Source organism: Flavobacterium sp. GCM10022190, assembly GCF_042656445.1.
GTDB classification, from domain to species: Bacteria; Bacteroidota; Bacteroidia; order Flavobacteriales; family Flavobacteriaceae; genus Flavobacterium; species Flavobacterium nitratireducens.
On sequence record NZ_JBHSOQ010000002.1, the window covers coordinates 215379 to 237394 of the forward strand.

Here is a 22016-nt window from a genome sequence, read left to right on the forward strand (position 1 = left end):
ATGAAAAATATATTAAATATTATCTCAGTTATAGTAATTATGGTTCTAACCGCCTGTGATGACAAAGGTCTTGAAAATGCGGATTGGCTTAAAGAACCAAAATTTGAACAACCTATGGCATTAACAGTTTCTTCGGATAATGTTGTAATGACAGAAGGGAATGATAATGCAGAAGCTATCACATTTACTTGGACACCAGGTAATGATAGAGGAGCAGGAACAACATTGAAGTATTTTTTCCTAATGGATATTGTGGGAAATAATTTTAACGAGGAAACAGCCTTAATCGAAGAACTTCCAGTTGATATTTTTACTAAAAAATATACAGTTGGACAATTAAATTCTCTTTTATTGAAAAAATTCAAGCGACCTGGTGGAGTAGTTACTAAACTTGAAGCCATGATAATTGCAAGAGTAGACAATAGTACTCAATATCAAAAACCTGAAATTGCAAAAGCGTTTTTCTCTGTTACAGCTTACAGTCCAGGTCCATTACCATTATTTATGGTTGGAGATGCTATAAGTGGTGGATGGAATTACAGTACAGGTAAAAGTTTGCCTGAAATCACTCAAAGAACTATCTATAATTTTGTAGGTAACTTTACTCCAGGTTCTTTCAAAATTATTAGAACTCCAGGAAGTGAATTACCATCTTATGATCCTGCTGCGGGGAATACTTTAATCTTCAATGAAACTGAACCAAGAACCGAAAATAATGTTTTTAAAATAACACAATCAGGTCGTCATTCATTATATATTGATATTGAAGAGAAAATTTATGCTTTAGGTTATGTACCTTATGAAAATGTTTACATGGTTGGAAATGCTATTTCAGGTATTGGATGGAATATTGGGAATGCTAAGCAAATGACTTGGGATCTTAAGAATCCAGAAGAATTTATCTTTACAGGACAATTTGATGCTGGTGAATTTAAACTTTACACACAGCAAGGTGACTGGAATGGGAGAGCATTGATGCCTCCAAATAATGGAACTCCACTTATTCCTGATGCTGCTCCAACACCTTTAACATTGAAACCAAATGCCAGTCCTGACAATAAATGGATAATTCAGGCTGCAGGAAATTACAAACTTATAGTAAATCCAGCCAAAATGACTATACAGTTGAAAAAGATCTAATAGGCATTTCAAGTTAAAAAATAATAAAAATTAGCCTAAAAGAAGTCAAAGTTTTTCAATGCATAGAGTTGAAAATTTTGGCTTCTTTTTCTAAATAATGAAGTGATACATTTAATATGATAGTATCATTTCTAGTATAATCCTTTTACTAGTTATAAAGTGGACGAAAAAAACGATAACGATATTTTAATAATCAATAGGTATTTTTTTAAGCATAGATTTTGTCTGCAATTAATTGAAATAACTAATGGTTAATGCCGAATTAAAGTAAAAAAATATTTTTTATTATCGTAATAGAAGTTTTTAGATTGATCTTTTAAATAGGATTTAAATGTTCAAATCAAATTCAAAAAATATATACTAATTAATCTAAGCATGAAAATAAGAAAAAAATTAATTGCTTTATTTGTTTGCATAGGGATTATGGATATGTTGTCAGCACAAACAGCAATGAATCCTTTGTTTTCAGGAGCTGATCCAGAAATTCATTATTTTGAAAATAAGTATTACATCTATACAACAGCTACTTATGGAACACAGTTTCATGCTTATTCCTCAATTGACTTAACTAATTGGAAGGATGAAGGTGTTATTATGGATCTTTATCCGGATAGTCCATGGGCACAAAATAATGGCTGGGCACCGGCAGTAGTTTTTCGCAATGGTAAATATTATTTTTATTATACAGCTGAGGCCAAAATAGGTGTGGCAGTGGGTAATACACCCATTGGACCTTTTAAAGATACAAATAATGCACCGCTTATTGCAACAGACCCCAAGATGACTGATATTATTGATGCAATGGTGTTTACGGATGATGATGGTAAAAATTACATTTATTATGGTGGCTCAGGCCAAAGTAAATTGTCGGTACGAACATTAAATTCAGATATGGTCTCAGTTTCTGAACCTTTAGATATAACTCCTCCAAATTATACCGAAGGACCCTTTATGGTAAAAAGAAAAGGGATTTACTACATGATGTATTCTAATGGGTATTGGGGGAATGATTCTTATAATGTTCGGTATTCTACTTCTACTTCTCCCATAGGGCCTTGGACCTATCAAGGTGTTATTCTTAGTTCCAATAGTGAGGATAAAGGACCGGGACATCATTCTGTTATAAAGATAGGCGATTGTGATGAATACTACATTGTGTACCATCGTTATGAGAATGCTTCCAGCGGAGATAGAAAAATTGCAATTGATCATATGTATTTTAATTCGGATGGTTTAATCGAACCGATAAATATGACTAATTATGGAGTGGAGCCAAGAATTCCCGATAATTCATGCTCCTCATTGCCGGTATCTCCAATTATTTCAGGAGGAATTTATAAATTAATTCACAAAGGGACTAACCAATCTTTAGAAGCGAATCTATCTGGTTCTAATGTTTATCAAAATACTGAAAATGGGGGTGAATCTCAACTTTGGAAAATAAGTTTGGAGTCGGATGGTTATTACAAATTGACAAATAAAAATACAATTCAATGTATAGAAGTAAAAGATAATAATGAGCTTCCTGGAGCTAATGTACAACAAGGACCTGACAATGGAAACGATGAACAACGATGGAATTTAGAAGCGATGACAGATGGTTATTTTAAGATTACGCATAAAGGGACTAACCAATGTTTGGATGTTTATCAAAACAGCAATGCTCCTCTTGCCAATGTGATACAATATACTGACAATGGAAACGATGGACAGCGCTGGGAATTGGAATTAATTGAAGTACCAATTGTTTCCGGAGGATTGTACAAATTAACCCATAAAGGAACGAATCAAGTTATAAGTGTCGATAAAGAAAGTACGACTCCCGGAGCGAATGTTCATCAATGGACAGATAGCGGAAATATTAAGGGGCAACGATGGTATATTACACTTGAAAATGATGGGTTTTATAAGTTGCAAAATAAAAATTCAAATCAAGTTTTAGATGTTGATAATAACAGCTCAAATGATGGTGCTAATGTCCATCAATGGAATGATACTGGTAATGATGCACAGCGTTGGAAACTGGATTTGATGCCCGACGGTTATTATAAGCTAACCCATAAGGGCACTAATAAATGTCTTGACGTCAATAACAATCTTTCAGAACCAGGGACAAATATACAGCAATGGACAGATAATGGAAATAATGCCCAACGTTGGAAGCTTGATTTGATGCCAGATGTAAATTCGATAATTGGTAATGGAACAGGATTATTAGGTAATTATTTCAATGGAATTAATTTTGAAAAACCGGTATTAGAAAGAGTAGATGCTAAAATTGACTTCGAATGGGGAATGTCTTCTCCTAATGCCAATGTCAATTCTAACCAATTTTCGGTAAGATGGACTGGTAAAATAAAACCTAAATACAGTGGAGAACATGTTTTTTATGTAACTAGTGATAATGGTAGAAGATTATGGATTAATAACCAATTAATTATTGATAAATGGAATAATAGAATAGGCGAGTACAAGGGAGAAATTATTCTTAAAGCGGGTGAGGATTACGATATTAAATTGGAATATTACGAAACAGCTGAAAAAGCAAGTTGTAAATTAGAATGGTCAAATTTATTTCAGGAAAGAGAAGTAATTCCCACCTCACAATTATTTGTAGGTAATTCTACTAATCCAGAACAGGAAGTAAGTAATCAATTGGATATTTTAAATCCAGTCGATCAAACTTTATACATCAAAACGAATATTGATTTATTAAATGCAACTACAAAAATATTTGATATTCATGGTAGGCTTATAAGTACTCCTAAAATTGAAAATAATAATTTGTACGTAGGTAATTTAAAACAAGGTTTATATCTGCTACAAATTCAAAACAATAACAAAAAATACAGTAATAAATTTATTAAACGATAAATTCAACTATAAAAAAGAAGCTTCAAAAGTGACAATCAGTTGTATTGTCGATGTCACATTAGAAGCATCAAATATTAATTTTAAAATAGAATATGAAAACAAAACAATTTTTAGTTACAATTTTTGGACTCGTTTCTGCAACGTTGCTTGCTCAAGAATACAATCCTGTAGCCAATTCCAAAGCAGTGATTGTTTCAGGGAACACAAGGTTTACCGTTCTTTCACCCCGGGTAATTCGTATGGAGTGGAGCAATGATGGTAAATTTGTAGATAATGCTTCTTTAACTTTTGTTAATCGAAATCTTCCAGTACCAAAGTTTGTTAAAAAAGAAACTAATGGGGAACTTCAAATTGTTACCGATGTTGTAAAACTTAAATATAAAATAGGTTCGGGTAAGTTTTCTGATAAAAATCTTAGTGTAGATTTTATTGTAAATGGAAAAAATGTAACATGGAAACCAGGCTTAGCAAATAATAAAAATTTATTAGGAACAACCCGTACTTTGGATGGTGTAAGCGGACCAGCCAAAGAATTGGAACAAGGAATAATTTCTCGTGATGGATGGTACTTAATAGATGATAGTGTACGTCCACTTTTTGATAATTCTGAATGGAATTGGGTGATGAAACGTCCAGCGGATAATAATCAGGACATGTATTTGTTTGCCTATGATACAGATTATAAAAAAGCTTTAAAAGATTTCACAGACATTGCTGGTAAAATTGCTATGCCTCCACGTTTTGCTTTTGGTGCTTGGTGGTCAAGATATAGAGAGTATTCAGATACGGAATTTCGTGAACTTGTAGGGGAATTTAAAATGCATGATGTACCTCTGGATGTTTTTGTAATTGATATGGATTGGCATGTGAAATCGTTGCCTGAGTTTTTCAAAAACGGACAAAGACAAAAGGATCAAGCCGGAGAAGATGCGGGATGGACAGGTTTTACATGGAATAAAAATTTGTTTCCTTCTCCTGAAAAGTTTTTAAAATGGACAGATGAACAACATCTTAAAACCTGTCTAAATCTTCATCCTGCTTCCGGAATTCAGCCTTATGAAGAAGGGTATCCTGAAATGGCAAAAGCAATGGGGATTGATCCAAGTACAAAGAAGTTTGTGCCTTTTGAGATTACAGATAAAAAATTTGCTACTAATTATATGAACCTTATTTTGCGTCCAATAGAAAAAGCGGGTGTCGATTTTTGGTGGTTAGACTGGCAACAATGGGGTAATACTAATATACCGGGAGTTAATCCTACTTTTTACCTAAATTATGTGCATTATAGTGATATGGAACGTCAAAATAAGGTTCGTCCACTTATTTTCCATCGTTGGGGAGGTTTAGGAAACCATAGATATCAAATAGGATTTTCAGGAGATACCTTTGTTAATTGGGAATCATTAAATTATCAACCTTATTTTACTTCAACAGCGGCTAATGTTGGTTTTGGATATTGGAGTCATGATATAGGTGGTCATCAAGGCGATGCAGGTTCTCCTGAATTGTATACTAGATGGATTCAGTGGGGTGTTTTTAGTCCAATTTTTAGGACTCATGCAACGGCAGCTCCGCAACACGAAAGACGTATCTGGGCTTATCCACTCGATAATTTTTTAATTATGAGAGAAGCTTATTTAACTAGATATTCTTTAGTTCCTTATTTGTATAATGAAGCGCGAAACACCTATGAAACTGGAGTTTCTACTGTTCATCCTATGTATTATGATTATCCAAAGGAAGAAAATGCTTATTCAATCCCTAACCAATACATGTTTGGTCGTGATATGATTGTTAATCCAATAACTAAACCTATTGAAAAAGACAATATAGCTGTTTCACAAGTTACATGGTTACCAGAAGGGAAATGGTTCGAATGTAGTACTGGAAGTATTATCAAAGGAGGTAAAAAAGTCGAAATGGCTTTTACATTAAGTGATATTCCTGTTTTTGTAAAGGAAGGAGCCATTATTCCTATGCAAGAAAAAGTAGAAAGAACAGATGAAAAACCACTTAATCCTTTAATCTTGGCTTTTTATCCTGGCCAAAATGGAGCACTTAGACTTTATGAAGATGAAGGGAATAATAATAATTTTAAGAAAGAAGCCTATTCATATACTTCAATAACATCTAAAAAGGCTGGAAATAAAATGAATATTCAAATAAATCCAGTAGAAGGTTCTTTTTCAGGGATGTTAACTTCCAGAGGGTATGAATTGCGTTTTCCTTGTACTTTTCCACCAACAAATGTATCGGTTAATGGACAAATCATCCCTTTTAGCGCAGAACCTAAATCGGGTAGTTGGTCATATTCAGGAAATGATTTTGAGACACGAATTTATGTTTCGGAATTACCAACAAATAAAATGGTTGCTGTAGAACTTGATTTCCCAGAATACGATCAACAACTACTTTCAGGTAAAAAAGGACAAGTTAAATACATGAAAAAATTCGAAGCATTCCGATTGTTGAATGATTGGAATGATGGATTATATAGTCCTTTTGAAATAATGTCACTTTCTCAATTTGGACAAAATATAGAATATCACCTTAACGATATTAAGCAAGAAATTGATGGTTTTGATGACAGATGGAATAATGCTTTATTAACGATACAATCTATAAGTGAATCGAACAGTGCCTACAAGCCTTATTATAATTTCCTTAAAGCTTTTGGAAATATAGCAGAAAAACCAGAGTTTAAAAATACAGAAAGCGTAATTGAGTCTGACGGAAAAGTTAAAATTGAATTTAATCAAAAGAGTACAGATAAAATTTATTACACAACGGATGGTTCAGTTCCTACAACTAATTCATTGCTTTACACCAAAGCTTTTGAGGTTTCAGTACCAGTAAGAATTAATGCAATTGCATGTCCAGTTGCTAAAGGCTCTTGTAGTTCGGTTTCTTCAAAAATATTTTATGATAAAAAAACGGGATTAAATTATAGTTTGTATAAAGGGACTTGGAGTAAAATGCCGGATTTTGATAAATTGACTCCTGTAGCTAAAGGATATGCACCTGATTTTGACTTGAATAAAATTAACCATGATGCATATAATTATGGTTTGGTTTACACAGGATATATCAATATTCCCGAAGATGGAAAATATATTTTTTACATAGCTTCTGATGATGGTAGTAAACTATACATTGATAATTCATTATTAATAGATAATGATGGTTTACATGGCTATTCTGAAAAAAGTAACGAAATTAGATTGAAAAAAGGTCGTCTTCCTATTCGTTTAGAATATTTTCAAGAAAGTTATGGACAAGGTCTTTCGGTGGAATTTTCATCAGATAAATTTGCTAGAAAAAGTCTTTTTCCATCATTTTAATTGATTATTAAGATAGGAATTTTAATATTGTTTTTTTTTTACAGAAAAAGTCACATCTATTAAGATGTGACTTTTTTATTTCTTCTAACTTAATCAGCAATTAAAACACTATAATTTAACTTCGAATAGTTGTTGCTAGACTGAGATTAATTTTGGTTACCCTAATTTTGCTTTTTTTGGGGTAACCGATTTTACCACCAATGATTTAAGATTTAATAGATAAATTGAATAGTACCAAAAACAAAAAAGCCTGTAAATCACACGATTTACAGGCTTTTGAACTAATTTGAATTTGTTTTAGTGGAGTGAATGGTGTTTTAATTGAACACCTTCTTCCTGTATTAATGTTCATTAATAGTCTCGATAAATAGTATGTGAAGCCTTTAAATTATTAGGGTTATTCATAATGATTGTTTCTTAAAAATTGTTTTCCATTAGCAATATTAAGTTTGTTTTTTCATGATTTTTATAAAAATGAGCTTTTTAAATTGATAAATATCTACTTAAAATACAACTCAAGGTGTTTGACTGTAGAACACCTTGAGTACTACTTTTTAAGGTTTAATAAGAAAATGTAAAAAGTATTTTTCTTGATAATTAATTTGTTTAAAAATAAATTAAATTTTTTTCTTCCAAATTGAATATATCTTCTGTTTTAACAAAATTAATTTTAATAATTACTGTTTTTTTTTGGTACTTCTTGTGCAACATTAAAATTAGTATTTAAAAGATATTATAATTGGTTGTCTTTGTTTCAAAATGGGTTTCCGTTCTAAAGTCTGAGTAACTGCGTTATTTTTATTGATTTTATAAATGCGTAAAAAAAAGATGTTTTAATATCTATGAAGTCCAAAAAAATCCTCGGTTCTAAATGAACTTCTTTTCTTTAGAGTAAAACCATTTTGAGTTACTATAGGGTTTGTCTGTTTTTTTGAAATGAGTAGCTGTATGTAAAAGAATATAATAATGTTGTTATTGTTTTGGACAAAGAAGCTTCTTTAAAATTTATTAATCAAAGAATCCTATAATTTTAGAGTTTCTATTTCTGATAGATTATCATTGAAAGTGATAAAATTAGCAGGGAAATCCGTCTTTATTTTACCTAGCTGGTTTTCCATATTAATCGCTTTAGCTACTCGACATGTAGCCATTTTTATAGCTTCATCAGCAGATATGTTTAGTTGGTTGTATGCATTTTGTACAGCTTCCTTCATAGAGATACTAGCTCCGGCCAAATTTCCTTCCTCATTTCGGTAAAAACCATTCTCTAGATGAATGTCAAAATCTTCCCATTTAAAATTTAAAATTTTACGTCCTAGGAAGGCAGCATCACTGATCAAAAAGAATTTTTCTTTCTTTAAATTATATGCAATTTTTGCAGCAGCATAATCACAATGAACGCCATCAAGTATGATAGGGGTATAGACAGATTTATTCTCTAAAGAAGCACCTACTAAGCCAGGTTCTCGATGACCAAATTGGGTCATTGCATTATAAAGATGGGTTACTAGTTTAATTCCTTTATCAAAATAATATTGGGACTCTTTGTATGTCATATTTGAGTGTCCTGCTGAGATAATGATATTACTTTCTAATAACATATCTATTTGTTCGTCTGAAAAACATTCTGGGGCAATGGTAATTACTTTAATAATGCCTTTTCCATAGCGGATGATTTCCTCCAGTTCTGAATTTGTAGGTTTTCGAACTTGATTAATACTATGTGCACCTCTTTTTAAAGGGTTTAAAAAAGGGCCTTCTAAATGCATTCCAATAACTCCATTTTTATATTTGTCCTTGTAATTTTTAATAGTTTCAATTCCTTTAAGTATTGACTCCCTAGAAGAAGAAATCAAACAAGGTAGCACATGAGTTGTACCGTATTTAAGGCTCGAATTGTATATGTCATTGATAGTTTCTTCAGTAGGTGTTTTGCTAAAATAGTATTTTTCTCCACCGTTTATCTGGATGTCAATAAAACCTGCTGAAATATGTTTTCTTTTTAAATCAATTATTTCAATATTATTTGGAATTTCTTTTTGAATTGAAATAATTCTTCTATTTTCTATTATAATAACTCCATTGTCAATTATTTCATCTCCTGTGTGTACAATTCCGTTGATAATCGCTTTTTTCATTTTAAAGATAGATTGAAATTATTTGATTTGTTTTAGTTCATTTCCAATGTAAAGGTAGAACAAGGTAAGCCTACTTCATTGACCAAATTAGCAGTGGTAAAAGCTTCCCATGCGTATAAAACTGTTTTTATTTTTTCACCTTTTGGTATTTTAATTAATATCTTGCTTTTTAAAATAGTAGCCTTACTTTTAAAATGAATCCCTTTGTCATTTACCAATTCGAAACCTATTAATTCTTTTTGATTTGACGTATTTAATTGATGTGCTGAAGCAAATGAAATTATGATGTTATCGTTTTTTTGTAATGCTTTTAAAGGAATTGGGCCACTTGCTATTATTTTTTTTGAATAAGTATTTTGTAGTGCCTGAAGTGCTAAGCGATTTTCAACTTCCTTTTTCTTTATGGGATGCACATTTGAGACATCACCATAGTCCATGCTTACAGCCATTCCACTATTAGGTATAAATTTTTGTAATTTGTTTTGCATGTCCCTAAATGCAGGCCATGAAGGTCTGTCAATACTGGACAATTGAACATAATAGAACGGAAGATTTTCATTCCAGGCATTTCTCCAGCTTTTGACTAGTGTAGGCATAAGATGTTCGTATAATTCGACATTGTGCGTATTGCTTTCACCTTGATACCAAATAATACCTTTTATGGGGAAATTTATAAAAGATGAAACACCAGCCTCGAAATTGTATGCAGGTTCATAAGGATGACGTTGTTTACTGTTTGAGGCATTTTTCAAATTTTGATCGGCTCGCTCTCTAACCCAAGGCATGATGAAATCGGATTTTCGCCAGTTTGTTAATACATCAACAACTTTGTCGTCATGTTCTAAAGTGTATCTGTCAATCCAGGATTCAATAGGAGAGCCCCCAACTGCCACTTGAATTAATCCTATAGGAATGTTTTCTTCAAAGGCAATTTTTTTACCAAAATAATAGGCTATAGCAGAAAAATCTTTAGCACTTATCGAATCACATATAGACCAGTTTCCTGAAAAGAATTTAAGTTGATTTGTCTTAGTTAAACTAGTTGAATCCCAAGGTTTTTCATCTGTTTCCCGAATGCTTTTAGCATTGAATAATCGAATATTGGTATTTTTGAAGGCATTTTTTACTTCGGTTAATCCATTTTCTGAATTTTGAAGTTGAAAAGCCATATTAGATTGTCCGGAGCAAAACCAAACATCGCCAATCAGAATGTTCTTTAAAGTGATTGTCTTTCCTTTAGATTGTACAGTAATTTGATAAGGGCCACCATGTTTCATTGGTGGAAAAACGGCTTTCCATTTTCCATTTGAATCGGTAATGACACTTTTTTTCTCTTGTTTAAAAATAACATCAATAGTTTCGCCTCCATCTGCAGTTCCATAAATTTGGATAGTTTGGTTGCGTTGTAAAACCATATTGTCAGTAAAAACTGTAGCTAATTTTAATCCACCATAATTTTGTGTAATTTTTTCATAAACAGTTTTAGCAATTATAGAGGCTCCTTCATTAGTTGGATGTAAGGCATCAGGAAAAAGATCGGTTCGATTATAAAGTGGTTCATGTAAGTTAATTAACGCTACATGATTGGCTTTAGCAATATTAGGGATATGTGATTGTATTTGCCAATACCAATCCCTTGTTCCGGATTTAAAACGAGGATGTTCATTAAAAATTGGAGTTAACTTACAGATGTAAATTTTGATTGAAGGATTTTGTTTTTTAAAAGTTTCTATTAACCAATTATAATCGGCATCAAATTCATCGTTGTAATTGGGCCAATTTCTTGGGTCTGTATCATTTAGGCCGAGATGGATAATAGCAATGTCAGGATTAAATGCAAGAGCATTTTTGAATTCATTGGTTTTGTAGTAAGGATTATGACCTTTTTTTAAAAGTGTTGCTCCGCTATGTCCAAAATTCTTTACCTGATATTTTTGTCCTATTAAGATTTGCAGTTGCGATGGATAAGATTCATTAATAGGATCAGATAATAAATATCCTGCTGTCACAGAATCTCCAATACAGGCTACTTTTATTATTTTTTTTTGAGCAAATACACTCCAATGAAAAGTAATAATAAATACAATAATAAGAGTAAACAACTTAGATTGGGTAGTTTTCATGTTATATTTCAATAAATTGACATGAAGTAACTTTGTTTATCTACGAGGCGAAACTCAGAGTCACGCCTCTAGATAAACAAACAAGATCAACTTAACTTCAACTTAAAAAATTAATATTTGATATTAAAGTTACTAACGTACTTTAATTAAAGACACAATCTTCCTCTTTTAATTAATTTAAAGAAAATCATATACTAGTTAATATTTACTAAGCTTAAATGTATATTTTTAGTATCTGATTGTAAATATAGTAATTAAATTTACAAACAAAACAATTATTATTAAAATATTTTAATAATAATTGTTTTAGTTGTTAATCAAAGGGGTTAACATCTTTTCTTTAACTACGCAACAAGCCCCAATAACTCCAGTACGACGACCTAATGTAGATTTTTTTAATTTCATATCTCGGTTCACTAAACCTAATGAATGTTTTTTTAATGCTGATTGAATAGGTAAAAGAGTATAATCTCCTAATTGAGCAAAATCTCCACCAATAACTAAGAGATCTGGATTAAAAATATTGAGTAAAATTGATAAATAGCGCCCCATTTTTTCACTTTGAAGAGTAACTAAGTCAATACATAAACTATCTTCTAAGTTTAATGCCCCAGAAATTATTGCATGATGTTGTAGTGCTAAAGGATGATCATCAAGAATTACCCTTGATTGTTTTCCTTCACTTAAGGCTTCTTTAAATTGATTGACTAAAGACCAACCTGAAATTTCGGTTTCTAGGCAACCAATTTTACCGCATTGACACATAATACCATTGTCAAAAATATTACTATGACCAAACTCTCCAGAATAACCAGATTTTCCATAGTATAATTTCCCATCTGTAATCATTCCAATAGCAACTCCCCAGCTGTAATTTAGAAATATTATGTTTTGTTCATCATCCACTACACCTTTGCTGTATTCTCCAAAAGCCATAGCTCTAGTGTCATTCTCAAGGTGAACAGGTAGATCTAATTGTTCTGAAATCATTTCTGATAAAGGTCTGTTTTCACTAAAAAAATAATTATAACTAAAACCTTCCATTGAATTTATTCTCCCGGACAAGTTGATACAAACCCCTACGATCATTTTCTTATCAACCGAAGAATCTTCAATAAAGGAATTAATTAAGTTACAGAATTCTAATAATGATTCCGGATTGTTTTCTAGAATAAATGATGTTCCTAATTCAATACTAATGAAGTCATTTTTGATATTTTGTAAACCAATAGAAATACTTGCTTTACCAACTTCAACACCTAAAAAGTATGCAGAGGTAGGGTTTATACTAAAAAGGGAAGGGCGTCTTCCTCCACTGTTAGTAATTTTTCCCATGTCTACAACATAGCCTTCGCTTAATAATTCATTTATAGCTTTAGTGACGGTAGGTACACTAGATTGTAATTCAGTGCTCAATTCGGCTATAGTTGCATTTCCTTCAGAGAGTAGTCTTCTAGTTATAGCTTGTCTAAGCATATGCCACTTTTGTCCTGAAAGGCTCTTATCTTTACTTGCATCTAATAAATCTTTTAAACTCATCATGTTTTTTTTAGATAAATTTTTAAATTATATTAAACAAATTTACTATAATTTATAGGTATCCTTGTAGTTGTTTTTGTAATAATTTATTAACAGTATGTTTGTTATTGAATTATTTATCAATTATTCTTTCGCTTTAACAAAAGTGAACATCCATTTTATAATATTTTGTAAATTAGTTCTTACGAGTGATCCTGTAGGTAATTTTACTGTGATTGTATTCCACCCTTTTATTAAATTTATTTTTTGTTCTCTCTCTCTGTATTCATATCCTTCATCGATTAATGGAATCTCTGGATTTCCTTTTTGATTAGGATGTTTCCAATTGGGTGGAGCAATTAAAATATTATTTACCCATATTTTGCTGTTTAAATTATTCCATGTTCCCTCATTTGGAGAATCAGAAGCTATAGAACGGGATAAATTATTGAAGCCTATCCAGAATTCCTCTTGTTTATTTTCATCACTCCAAATTTGAGTTTCAGCATACCATGTTGTATTTTCTTTTGTTTTTTCTAGAACTCCTTAAATTTGTGGTGCCCACAAATGTTTCATCATCAAAGTATCACCAACTAATTGGTATGGTAGTTTTTCTTCTGAGTTACTAAAATTTTCTTTTTCAGGAGAGAAACTCAGCATTAAATCACCTTTGTTGTCACAAGTACTAAAAAATCCAGTTTAAATCAGATTTTTTTACATGATTAAAAGCTAAATCTTTAAAATATTGTTTTTTTTTTGTTCTAGTAGTCTTTTTTTCAAATTCAGTAAAAGATTTTGCTCTTTCAGTTTTAGGTTGACCAATCGTGGCTGTCCAACCCGCATAACCACCACCTTTCCAAGTTAGTTCTGCAAAAGTTAACATTCCCGGATAAACCGGATTCATTGTCATAACATCTTCTTCATTACTTTCTGTTAAGTCCAGTTAAATACTTTTTTTAAAACCTTCGGTTAAGGCAATAACTTCGGGTAAAAATTTGGGATTGGTAATTTTTACCTCATCGGCACCGAAGTGTAAATAAGGAACGTCATAAGTAGTAAAACCCCTTTTATGATATTTGTTACAATTTCTGAACCTTCATTACTTTGCATATCAACTCCCTATGTTCTGTTGAAAGCAGCGCTGAGATCAGGCATATCGATTTCTGAAACTAAGATAATGTAACGTTTTTACAATAATTAATTTAGTTCTTTTAAATCACTCTCAGTATAATATTCGTCTTTGTCGCGAAGCATATGTTCCGGATTTGTTAACTGGGGATATTGCTTACTTTGCAAACTCCAAACAATATCTTCGGAAGGATGAAAGTGGAAAATATTTAGCTTATAAGCAGCCATCATATCAATTTGTTGTTTCAAGAGTTTCATCGATTGATAATTTCTCCCTATATCAACCATAAATCTGCCCCTCGCAAAGGCTGGCCAATCCGTAATTTCAGAAGCATCCACAAAAACATTGTCATGCATTAACTGCAATAAATTTAAAATACCATTATAAATTACTTAAGACGTATTGATGCGGTAAGTACAATTTTATTCGCTCTTGTTTCAGATGTTAAGCCTCATATTGATTTTGTGGCACAGTAACATTTCCTAAACGAAGCTGTATGTAATTTGTTACATTCGATAGTTTGTTTACTAATTTTACATTCAGTTCTTTTTTCTCCATAGCCTTTTTCAAAACCAAAGCATCCTTTGCTAAAGTTGTATTATTAATAAGAATTATAATAGCCAAAGATAATTGCAAAAAAAAACATATTCCATTTAGGAAGTTGCGTTTTAGGTGATAAAGAAGGTTTTAATTCTAGATTATAAATATAAAGGTAAACAAAATGTTTCCACAATAAATATCCCTCTTCTTTGAGATGTAAACCATCATTGCTAAATTCTTTGATTAACATGCCGTTTTCATTACAAAAAGATGTATATAAATCAATATAAGCATAATGGTTAGTTGTGGTATGCTGTTTTAAAGTAGTGTTTAACTTCTTGATATTCTTATGTTTATTATTGTGACTGCCAATTTTTTTATAGATATCCCTTACTGGTAATATACTCTGCATGTACAATTTTGTCGAAGGCGATTCTTAATTTTTAAATAAGAATCAATTTTTTAATATTTTTAAAAATACTATCGGTCGAGGTATTTCTTGATAAGTCATTAACTCCTATCAGTAAAAGAGCCTTTGTTGGCACCTGATGATAATTTCATCGATTCGGTTAAAGACTCCAGCACTTATTTTTCCGCTTATTCTACGGTTTTTAACGCAATTATCAGCAAAAGTTCACTCTATTCTGATCCATCAGAAATACTATTTCCCAGAAAAATAATATCACTTTTTGTCATTGGAAGAGTTCTGAAATGAGAAACTCGTTGATGGTAATAGGTAGAGAAGAGGCTGTCAGGTAAAGTTACTTTTTTTAGTTGTGCATTAGTATTTCCGATAATAAATAAAATTAGAAGAATGGTGGTGCTATAAAAGCAGTTTTTTTAATAACTCATGAGTTATGGTATTAATGTTGGGATTTTTTTGGATGAAATAAAGCCCCCTAAAAAGATATGATTCTAAGAGGGCTTTTAAAATTTATTTTTTACTTGTTTTACTTTTCTTAGAAGCTTTTTTAAACTTATCCTTTCCATCAGTAAGCCATTTTAAAGAAAAACGCACAAACGTATTTTGTTTATAGTCATCTTTTTCAAAAAAAACACCTATGTCTCCATTACTCAGTATAGTAAGCGAGGAATATGCTGATCCACCGCCATATATTTTTTTTCCTTCTGTCCAATTTTTTCCTTCGTCATAACTAACACGAACGGTCAGATTCATACGACCTTTTTCCATTTTTGCATTTGAAAAAAGTATTCTGTTTTTGTTATACCCTTCTTCTTTAGAGGTATATCGGATGATACTTGCATTACAACCAGGATCAATTAATTTTGGTTCAGGTGTACTAATCCATGATTTGCCTCCATCTGTTGACGTGTGTACATAACGCATTCCGCTATTATTTACCCTTGCATTAATCAGCCAACTTCCGTCAACCAATTCGATAATTTTAGATTCATCAGCTGGTTTTATAGGTGTGTCAATAAAATACCATGTTTTTCCGTGATCATCACTTCCAAAAACGAATAATCCTTTGTTTAAATTAACTAAAGTATGCAACAATTTCCCTTTTTTAGTTTGTATTCCTCGACCTGATGTAATGAATTTGAAATCATTATGCCATTCCGGTTTTGCAATTTGGCTCGTAATATCTTCTGGTTTACTCCAGGTTTTACCATTATCATTACTTTTAACTACGTGCAAATAATAAATGTCTTTTTCTTTATCTAAATCCATGAAATTATAGAAAAGAAAAATTTCTTTGGTATCATGATCTACAATCATTGAAGGATCTGATGCAGATTTCCCTATAGGAAAATCGATTACAGTTTCAATAGTTGACCAGGTTTTACCATTATCGGTACTTCTTCGCATGACGATGTTAATGTCTTTACTCCATTTCAAATCACCACATGAAGGTACTCTTTCATCTATGGCAGCTACAAGATCACCATTTGGAGCCGTTACAATTGCTGGAATTCGGAAACAAGAAACGCCTTCTACCATTGATGCGTTGAATAGATCTTGATGTATGGTTACTCCTTTAGCTATTTGTTGATTTTTATTTTGCGCATAAATACCTACAGTAGCAGCAAAAAGTAACGATGTAAAATAATTTTTCATTATAAATTTTATTGATGTTATAGTGAATTCTGTGTTCATTGATAAAATTATATCATATAGTTAGTCTCTATTTTTTTTTAAGTTAAAAGTTAGAACTATATTTTTAATAATTATCCCTAATTATTTTTTTAAATGCTCATTTAAAATTTGTAAACAATACCATTCCTGTCTAGGTAGATGAAAAGGTCCTTTAAACATATTTCCTTTTGCAGTTTGAGCAATAGTACCGTCTTTATGTAAATACCCGAACCATTCCCCGTTTGCTGTATCATGAAATTTACTGTAAGCATAGTCATGAACCATTTTATGCCAAGTTGCATATTTTTCATCTCCCGTCAAAGTGTAAGCTAATAAAGTTGCAATAATAACTTCATTATGAGGCCACCAGAATTTCATGTCTTGCCAGTATTCTTGAACAGGTTTGTTATAAACATCACGAAAGTATAAAATTCCACCATGTTGTTTGTCCCATCCGCGTTCCCACATATAATCAAGCATTTTGCAGCCCAATTTAATTAAGTGGGGATCATTATTTCTGTACTTTGCTTCGTGTAAAATGAACCAAGCTCCTTCAATGGCATGGCCTGGATTTAACGTTCTTCCATCAATATGGTCGATTATAGAACCGTCTGGAGCAACTTGTTCCATGACACATTTTATATCATCTTTTACAAAATCGTTTTCTATTTCTGTTATCCACTTGCTAATCCATTCGTCGCAACGAGGGTCGCCGATATTTTCACGCAATTGTTGTGCCGTGTTTATCATAATCATCGGCACTCCAATCCCTTTTGATGGTCGGGTAGAAGTAAATTTGGGTTCTAATAGCCCTGGAACTGTAGAATATTCGATACACTTACCGAATAGTAAACGTGCTTTTTCGGCTATAGTTTCATCGCCACTGGCTTTTGCATAGGCTGACATTGCTATAACTGCAAAGGTTTCCGAAAAATAATACCTGCGTTTACGTATAGGGTCTCCATTACGAGTGACATGGAAAAACATCCGTCCATCGCCGTCAAAACAATGATTGTTTAAAAAATCGATTCCTGATTTGGAACCTTCTAACCATTCTTGTTTTGATTCGACAGTGTTGTAAAGTGTGGCCAAAAGCCAAGCGGCACGACCTTGTATCCAGACTGCTTTATCATCATCAATCAGGCTGCCATCCTGGTCACGCATTAATAAATAACCTCCAAATTCGGTATCAACAGAACGTGGAAACCAAAACGGAATAGTATCGTTTAGCAATTGGTTCTGATAGAAATCTTTGAGATTTTGAAGATCTGTTTTTGAATAGCTCATTTTGAAAGATATTTGGTAAAATTTATTTAAAAAAAGGTGTAAAAATCTTAGCTACTTAATTTTAGATACTATTTAACTAGTATTTTTAAGTAACTATCAGGTGATAAAAGATTAAATAAGGAATCGTTTTTTAGTCTTTTTTTATATAGGGTAATAATTTAGGAAATGAATAAAAGCACTATTAAAATTTTATTATTAGTATGTTTAAATTAAAATGTAAATAGATAGTTAAACAGTTTATAAATAGTAATGAAACATAATCTTAATTGTTTTAAGCATCAACAAAATCATTGACTTTTGGTCGTAAAAAGCTTACTTGAGCAATTAAAGCAATTACAACCACAATTGCCATCATTGCGAATCCAAAACCTAAGGTTCCGCCGTCCAGGGATTTTCCCAATAAAGAAGTGACTAAAGCGCCACAACCAACTCCCGTCATGTTAAGTATTCCATAGGCAGTTGCCCTATATTTGGAAGAAACAAATTGACATATTATAGGCATATTATTGGCATCAAACATACCATAACCAATTCCAAAACAAAGTGCCGCTCCTACCACATTAAATAATGAATCTCCAAAACCGATTAGTAATAAAGCCGGTATAGTTAAACTTAAACCAATGGCACTGGTATAAACCCTTCCTTTTACATTTTTTTGTACCCATTTATCAGATAATATACCTCCAAAAACAACACCTAATAGTGATGAAAAGGAAATTGCAATTGTAGCGATTGGTCCTGCTTGTTCCATAGGAATTCCCAGATTTTCTGAAAATAAGGTAGGTAGCCAGTTTTTAGTTGCCCATCCCGGCAAACTGATGATGGCAAAATAAAATAAGATAACCCAAAAAGAGATATTACTAAATAATAGAGCTAAACCTTTGAAGAGAGAATTTTTATTTTTTATAATTACAGAATCAGAAGGAGCAGTTTCTTTTTCGGTACTTTTTCTGTCTCTTAATAAAAAGACTAAAATAAAGGCATATGCAACACCTATTAATCCAAAATAATGAAAAGTAATATGCCATGAATAAGTGGCTGCAATTGTGGCTCCAAAACCTCCCAATGCAGAACCAACGTATAAACCTGTCATGTGGATTCCTATGGCAAGTGATCTTGTTTTTTGTTGGTGATAATCAGCAATTAATGATAATCCGGCAGGAATATAAAGGGCTTCACTGATTCCCATTAATGCTCTTAGCCAATAGATTTGATGGTAAGTAGTCGCATAGCCCATAGCGTAAGTCACTGCCGACCACACAAACAAACTACCAACAATCAACCATTTTCTGTTTAATTTGTCAGCAATAATTCCAGATATAGGGCTCATTAATGCATAAATCCAAAGAAATATAGCCATTAGACGTCCAAAATTTTCACCAGATACTAATTCAGGTATATCTGTTTCCATAGAAGGACGCATGGTGGCCAACATTTGCCTGTCCATATAGTTTAGTAAGGCTACAAGCCATAACAAGCCGACAACTATCCAAGGATAATATTTACTGTTTTTCATGTTTTATTTTTTTTAGTTTAGATCTTCTTTTTCAATTTAAAATTGATATAAACTATTGATAGATGTCTATTTTATTGTTCCTAACATAACATCAGGAGTACGAATACCAGGTTTTATTTCCCCATTAGATAAAACAATTTCGCCATCCCACATGATAGCAGTTGTTGTAACGTGAGCGAGAAAAGGTAATTCCCCAATTTTAGACCAAGAGTTTGAATTTGTGTTGTACAACAGCAATCCTTTATAAAAACCATTATGATTAGTGTTTAACAGATTTTTTTCTGTAATCAGTTTGGTCTTTTCTTCAGGAGAATCAATTTGTGCAATTTGGGATAAATAGGTTTCGATTTTATGAAAAACAACACCATTATCTCCGCCAACGATTAAAATCGAATGATTACCAATTGCAATACCAGCACCAGCGGAAAAATTGGTTGTTTGTTCTCCATCAGAAATGTTTGCGCGACTTTCCCATTTTTGCTTTTTTAGATTAAAGACAAAAGTGGTATTATGCAAATCGCTTATTCCAGAAGCTGTTTTTGTTCTACCGCCAATCACATAGATATTGACTCCCATAGTATCATTTTGGCTAACTACTACTGAATTAGCCAAAGCAATCGGTAGTTGGGGTAATGTTTTCCATTCCAGATTAGTACTGTTTAAATCCAAACTTAAAAATTGATCAGAAGATTTTGTTGCCTCATCACCACCAATGGCATACACTATATTCCCAATATGTGTAAGACCGATATTTGTAATATGCACAGGGAAATTAGGCAATGATTTTGTTTCTACCTTATTTTTGGCTTCATTCCATTTTAGAATAAATGCCTTATTTGAAAGACCATTTTCATTTTCACCGCCTACATAAACTACACCTAAATCAGTTACTGTATTTCCACAATAAGCAATAGGTTCTGGTAATGTGCTCTGTACCTTTTTATTCCAGTTATATTTATCATTGCATTTCTGCAACACGTGAATTTCATTTGAATAGTGTTTTTTTCCTCCTTCCCAAGGCATTTTATCCTGAAAGTTTGCTCCGCCAGCAACAATCAAAACGTCATTGTTTATTCCGTTAATTGGACCCGCAAAACCTAATGAAACACTTCCATCTGCATTTTGCAACTGAGCTGCTTTTTTCCATTCGATATTCGTAATCTTTGTTTTTTGCGAAAAACTAACAGTTGTGGACATAATTAAAATAGTAAGGATTAGGGAAGAAAAAGATTGATTCATACTGTTTATTTTAGAGTAAACGAACTCGGATTATTTTGATTTGAAAGAGTCAAAATCTAAACTAGCAACATCTTTCTTGAATAATTCAAATTGCTCGGCGCTCATGTTTTTAACAGGCAATCTAAATTCTCCTAAATCATGGCCTACTAATTTCATATAGGCTTTTCCAACCGAAATTCCACCATATTTGCCTAAAAAACGAATCATATCAATTGATTTTTGTTGCAGTTTACGGGCTTTAACCAAATCATTGGCATTAAAAGCATCAATCAAATCATAATACAATGGAGCAGCATAATTAAAAGTACTTCCAACAGCACCTTTTGCTCCTAATACCAATGCTGATAACATGTTTTCATCACGTCCCCAAAGCATATCAAATTTTCCGTTTTCATAGCTCATGCAACTTTGGTAATCCATAAAATCTTCATGAGTATATTTAACTCCTGCAAAATTTGGCAATTTACCATCTAAAGCTCTTACTAAATCAAACATTGGTATGTTAACACCTGTTAGTACCGGAATGTGATAATAATAGAAAGGCATGTTTGGTACTGATTCTCCCACTTTAATACAAGCTTCTGCAAGAACATTTACATTGGCAGGTTTGAAATAGAAAGGAGCCGTAAAAGAGACTGCATACAAACCAATTTCATAAGCATGCTTAGCTAATTCGATACAATCGGTAAGACAGGTTCCTCCAAGAAAAACAATAACGTTAAAATCGGCATCATGATTAGAACAGTCAGCCCATGCCTGAGCAACTGCTTTTTTTTCATTTAGCGAAGTGGATACTCCCTCACCGGTAGAACCATTAATGAAAGCGCCTGTTACACCATTTTTTTTAAGAAAATTATAATAGTCGGGAATTATACTGAGGTCTAATTTTCCATTGTTGTCAAAAGGGGTAAAAGGAGCTGAAATAAGTCCTTTTAAATGTTTAATTTTCATGATTTTTGTATTAAGGATTTTGCTTAAAGCTTTTAATTTAGGGATTTTTTTAGTCTTACTGAATTATTAATATATAAATTATTAGTTTTTTTTGGAAATCCGGCAAATTGTAACTTGCCGGA

At 32.1% G+C, this 22016-nt stretch carries 14 protein-coding genes; 3 read left to right on the forward strand and 11 right to left on the reverse strand.

Annotation, left to right across the window (positions count from 1 at the left end):
* The 3 genes from ACFPTQ_RS07900 (at position 1) to ACFPTQ_RS07910 (ending at position 7355) form a co-directional block, all read left to right on the forward strand.
* On the forward strand, positions 1 to 1140 hold the full coding sequence (locus tag ACFPTQ_RS07900) for a SusF/SusE family outer membrane protein (RefSeq protein WP_379776029.1): 1140 nt from the start codon (positions 1 to 3) through the stop codon (positions 1138 to 1140).
* A 375-nt stretch (positions 1141 to 1515) separates the two neighbouring features.
* The gene (locus tag ACFPTQ_RS07905; protein WP_379776031.1) at positions 1516 to 4014 is read left to right on the forward strand and encodes an RICIN domain-containing protein; all 2499 of its coding nucleotides are present in this window, start codon (positions 1516 to 1518) and stop codon (positions 4012 to 4014) included.
* 92 nt (positions 4015 to 4106) lie between these two features.
* A complete protein-coding gene (locus ACFPTQ_RS07910; RefSeq protein ID WP_379776033.1) occupies positions 4107 to 7355 on the forward strand; it encodes a TIM-barrel domain-containing protein in 3249 nt (1082 codons plus the stop codon).
* Positions 7356 to 8377: 1022 nt separating this feature from the next.
* On the opposite strand, the gene nagA is transcribed toward ACFPTQ_RS07910, so the two are convergent.
* The 11 genes from nagA to ACFPTQ_RS07965 form a co-directional block, all read right to left on the reverse strand.
* On the reverse strand, positions 8378 to 9493 hold the full coding sequence (nagA, locus tag ACFPTQ_RS07915; protein ID WP_379776035.1) for an N-acetylglucosamine-6-phosphate deacetylase: 1116 nt from the start codon (positions 9491 to 9493) through the stop codon (positions 8378 to 8380).
* Positions 9494 to 9525: 32 nt separating this feature from the next.
* Complete coding sequence (locus ACFPTQ_RS07920) at positions 9526 to 11616, reverse strand: GDSL-type esterase/lipase family protein (RefSeq protein WP_379776037.1); 2091 nt, start codon at positions 11614 to 11616, stop codon at positions 9526 to 9528.
* A gap of 306 nt (positions 11617 to 11922) precedes the next feature.
* Complete coding sequence (locus tag ACFPTQ_RS07925; RefSeq protein WP_379776039.1) at positions 11923 to 13155, reverse strand: ROK family transcriptional regulator; 1233 nt, start codon at positions 13153 to 13155, stop codon at positions 11923 to 11925.
* Positions 13156 to 13819: 664 nt separating this feature from the next.
* Positions 13820 to 14038 carry a hypothetical protein gene (locus ACFPTQ_RS07930; protein WP_379776041.1) on the reverse strand — a complete coding sequence of 73 codons (219 nt, stop codon included), beginning with the start codon at positions 14036 to 14038 and terminating at the stop codon, positions 13820 to 13822.
* A gap of 293 nt (positions 14039 to 14331) precedes the next feature.
* Entirely contained in the window at positions 14332 to 14619 is a 288-nt protein-coding gene (locus tag ACFPTQ_RS07935; RefSeq protein WP_379776043.1) for a family 20 glycosylhydrolase, read from the reverse strand.
* A gap of 245 nt (positions 14620 to 14864) precedes the next feature.
* Entirely contained in the window at positions 14865 to 15215 is a 351-nt protein-coding gene (locus tag ACFPTQ_RS07940; RefSeq protein ID WP_379776045.1) for a hypothetical protein, read from the reverse strand.
* 522 nt (positions 15216 to 15737) lie between these two features.
* Positions 15738 to 16883, reverse strand: coding sequence for a sialidase family protein (locus ACFPTQ_RS07945; protein ID WP_379776048.1), 1146 nt, complete (start codon positions 16881 to 16883; stop codon positions 15738 to 15740).
* A 120-nt stretch (positions 16884 to 17003) separates the two neighbouring features.
* Complete coding sequence (locus ACFPTQ_RS07950; protein WP_379776051.1) at positions 17004 to 18188, reverse strand: AGE family epimerase/isomerase; 1185 nt, start codon at positions 18186 to 18188, stop codon at positions 17004 to 17006.
* A gap of 271 nt (positions 18189 to 18459) precedes the next feature.
* Complete coding sequence (locus tag ACFPTQ_RS07955; RefSeq protein WP_379776054.1) at positions 18460 to 19704, reverse strand: MFS transporter; 1245 nt, start codon at positions 19702 to 19704, stop codon at positions 18460 to 18462.
* Between the two features lie 66 nt (positions 19705 to 19770).
* Positions 19771 to 20943, reverse strand: a complete 1173-nt coding sequence (locus ACFPTQ_RS07960; RefSeq protein ID WP_379776057.1) for a galactose oxidase — start codon at positions 20941 to 20943, stop codon at positions 19771 to 19773.
* A 30-nt stretch (positions 20944 to 20973) separates the two neighbouring features.
* Positions 20974 to 21894 (reverse strand): dihydrodipicolinate synthase family protein, encoded by a 921-nt coding sequence (locus ACFPTQ_RS07965; protein ID WP_379776060.1) that lies wholly within the window; start codon positions 21892 to 21894, stop codon positions 20974 to 20976.
* Positions 21895 to 22016: the final 122 nt, after the last annotated feature.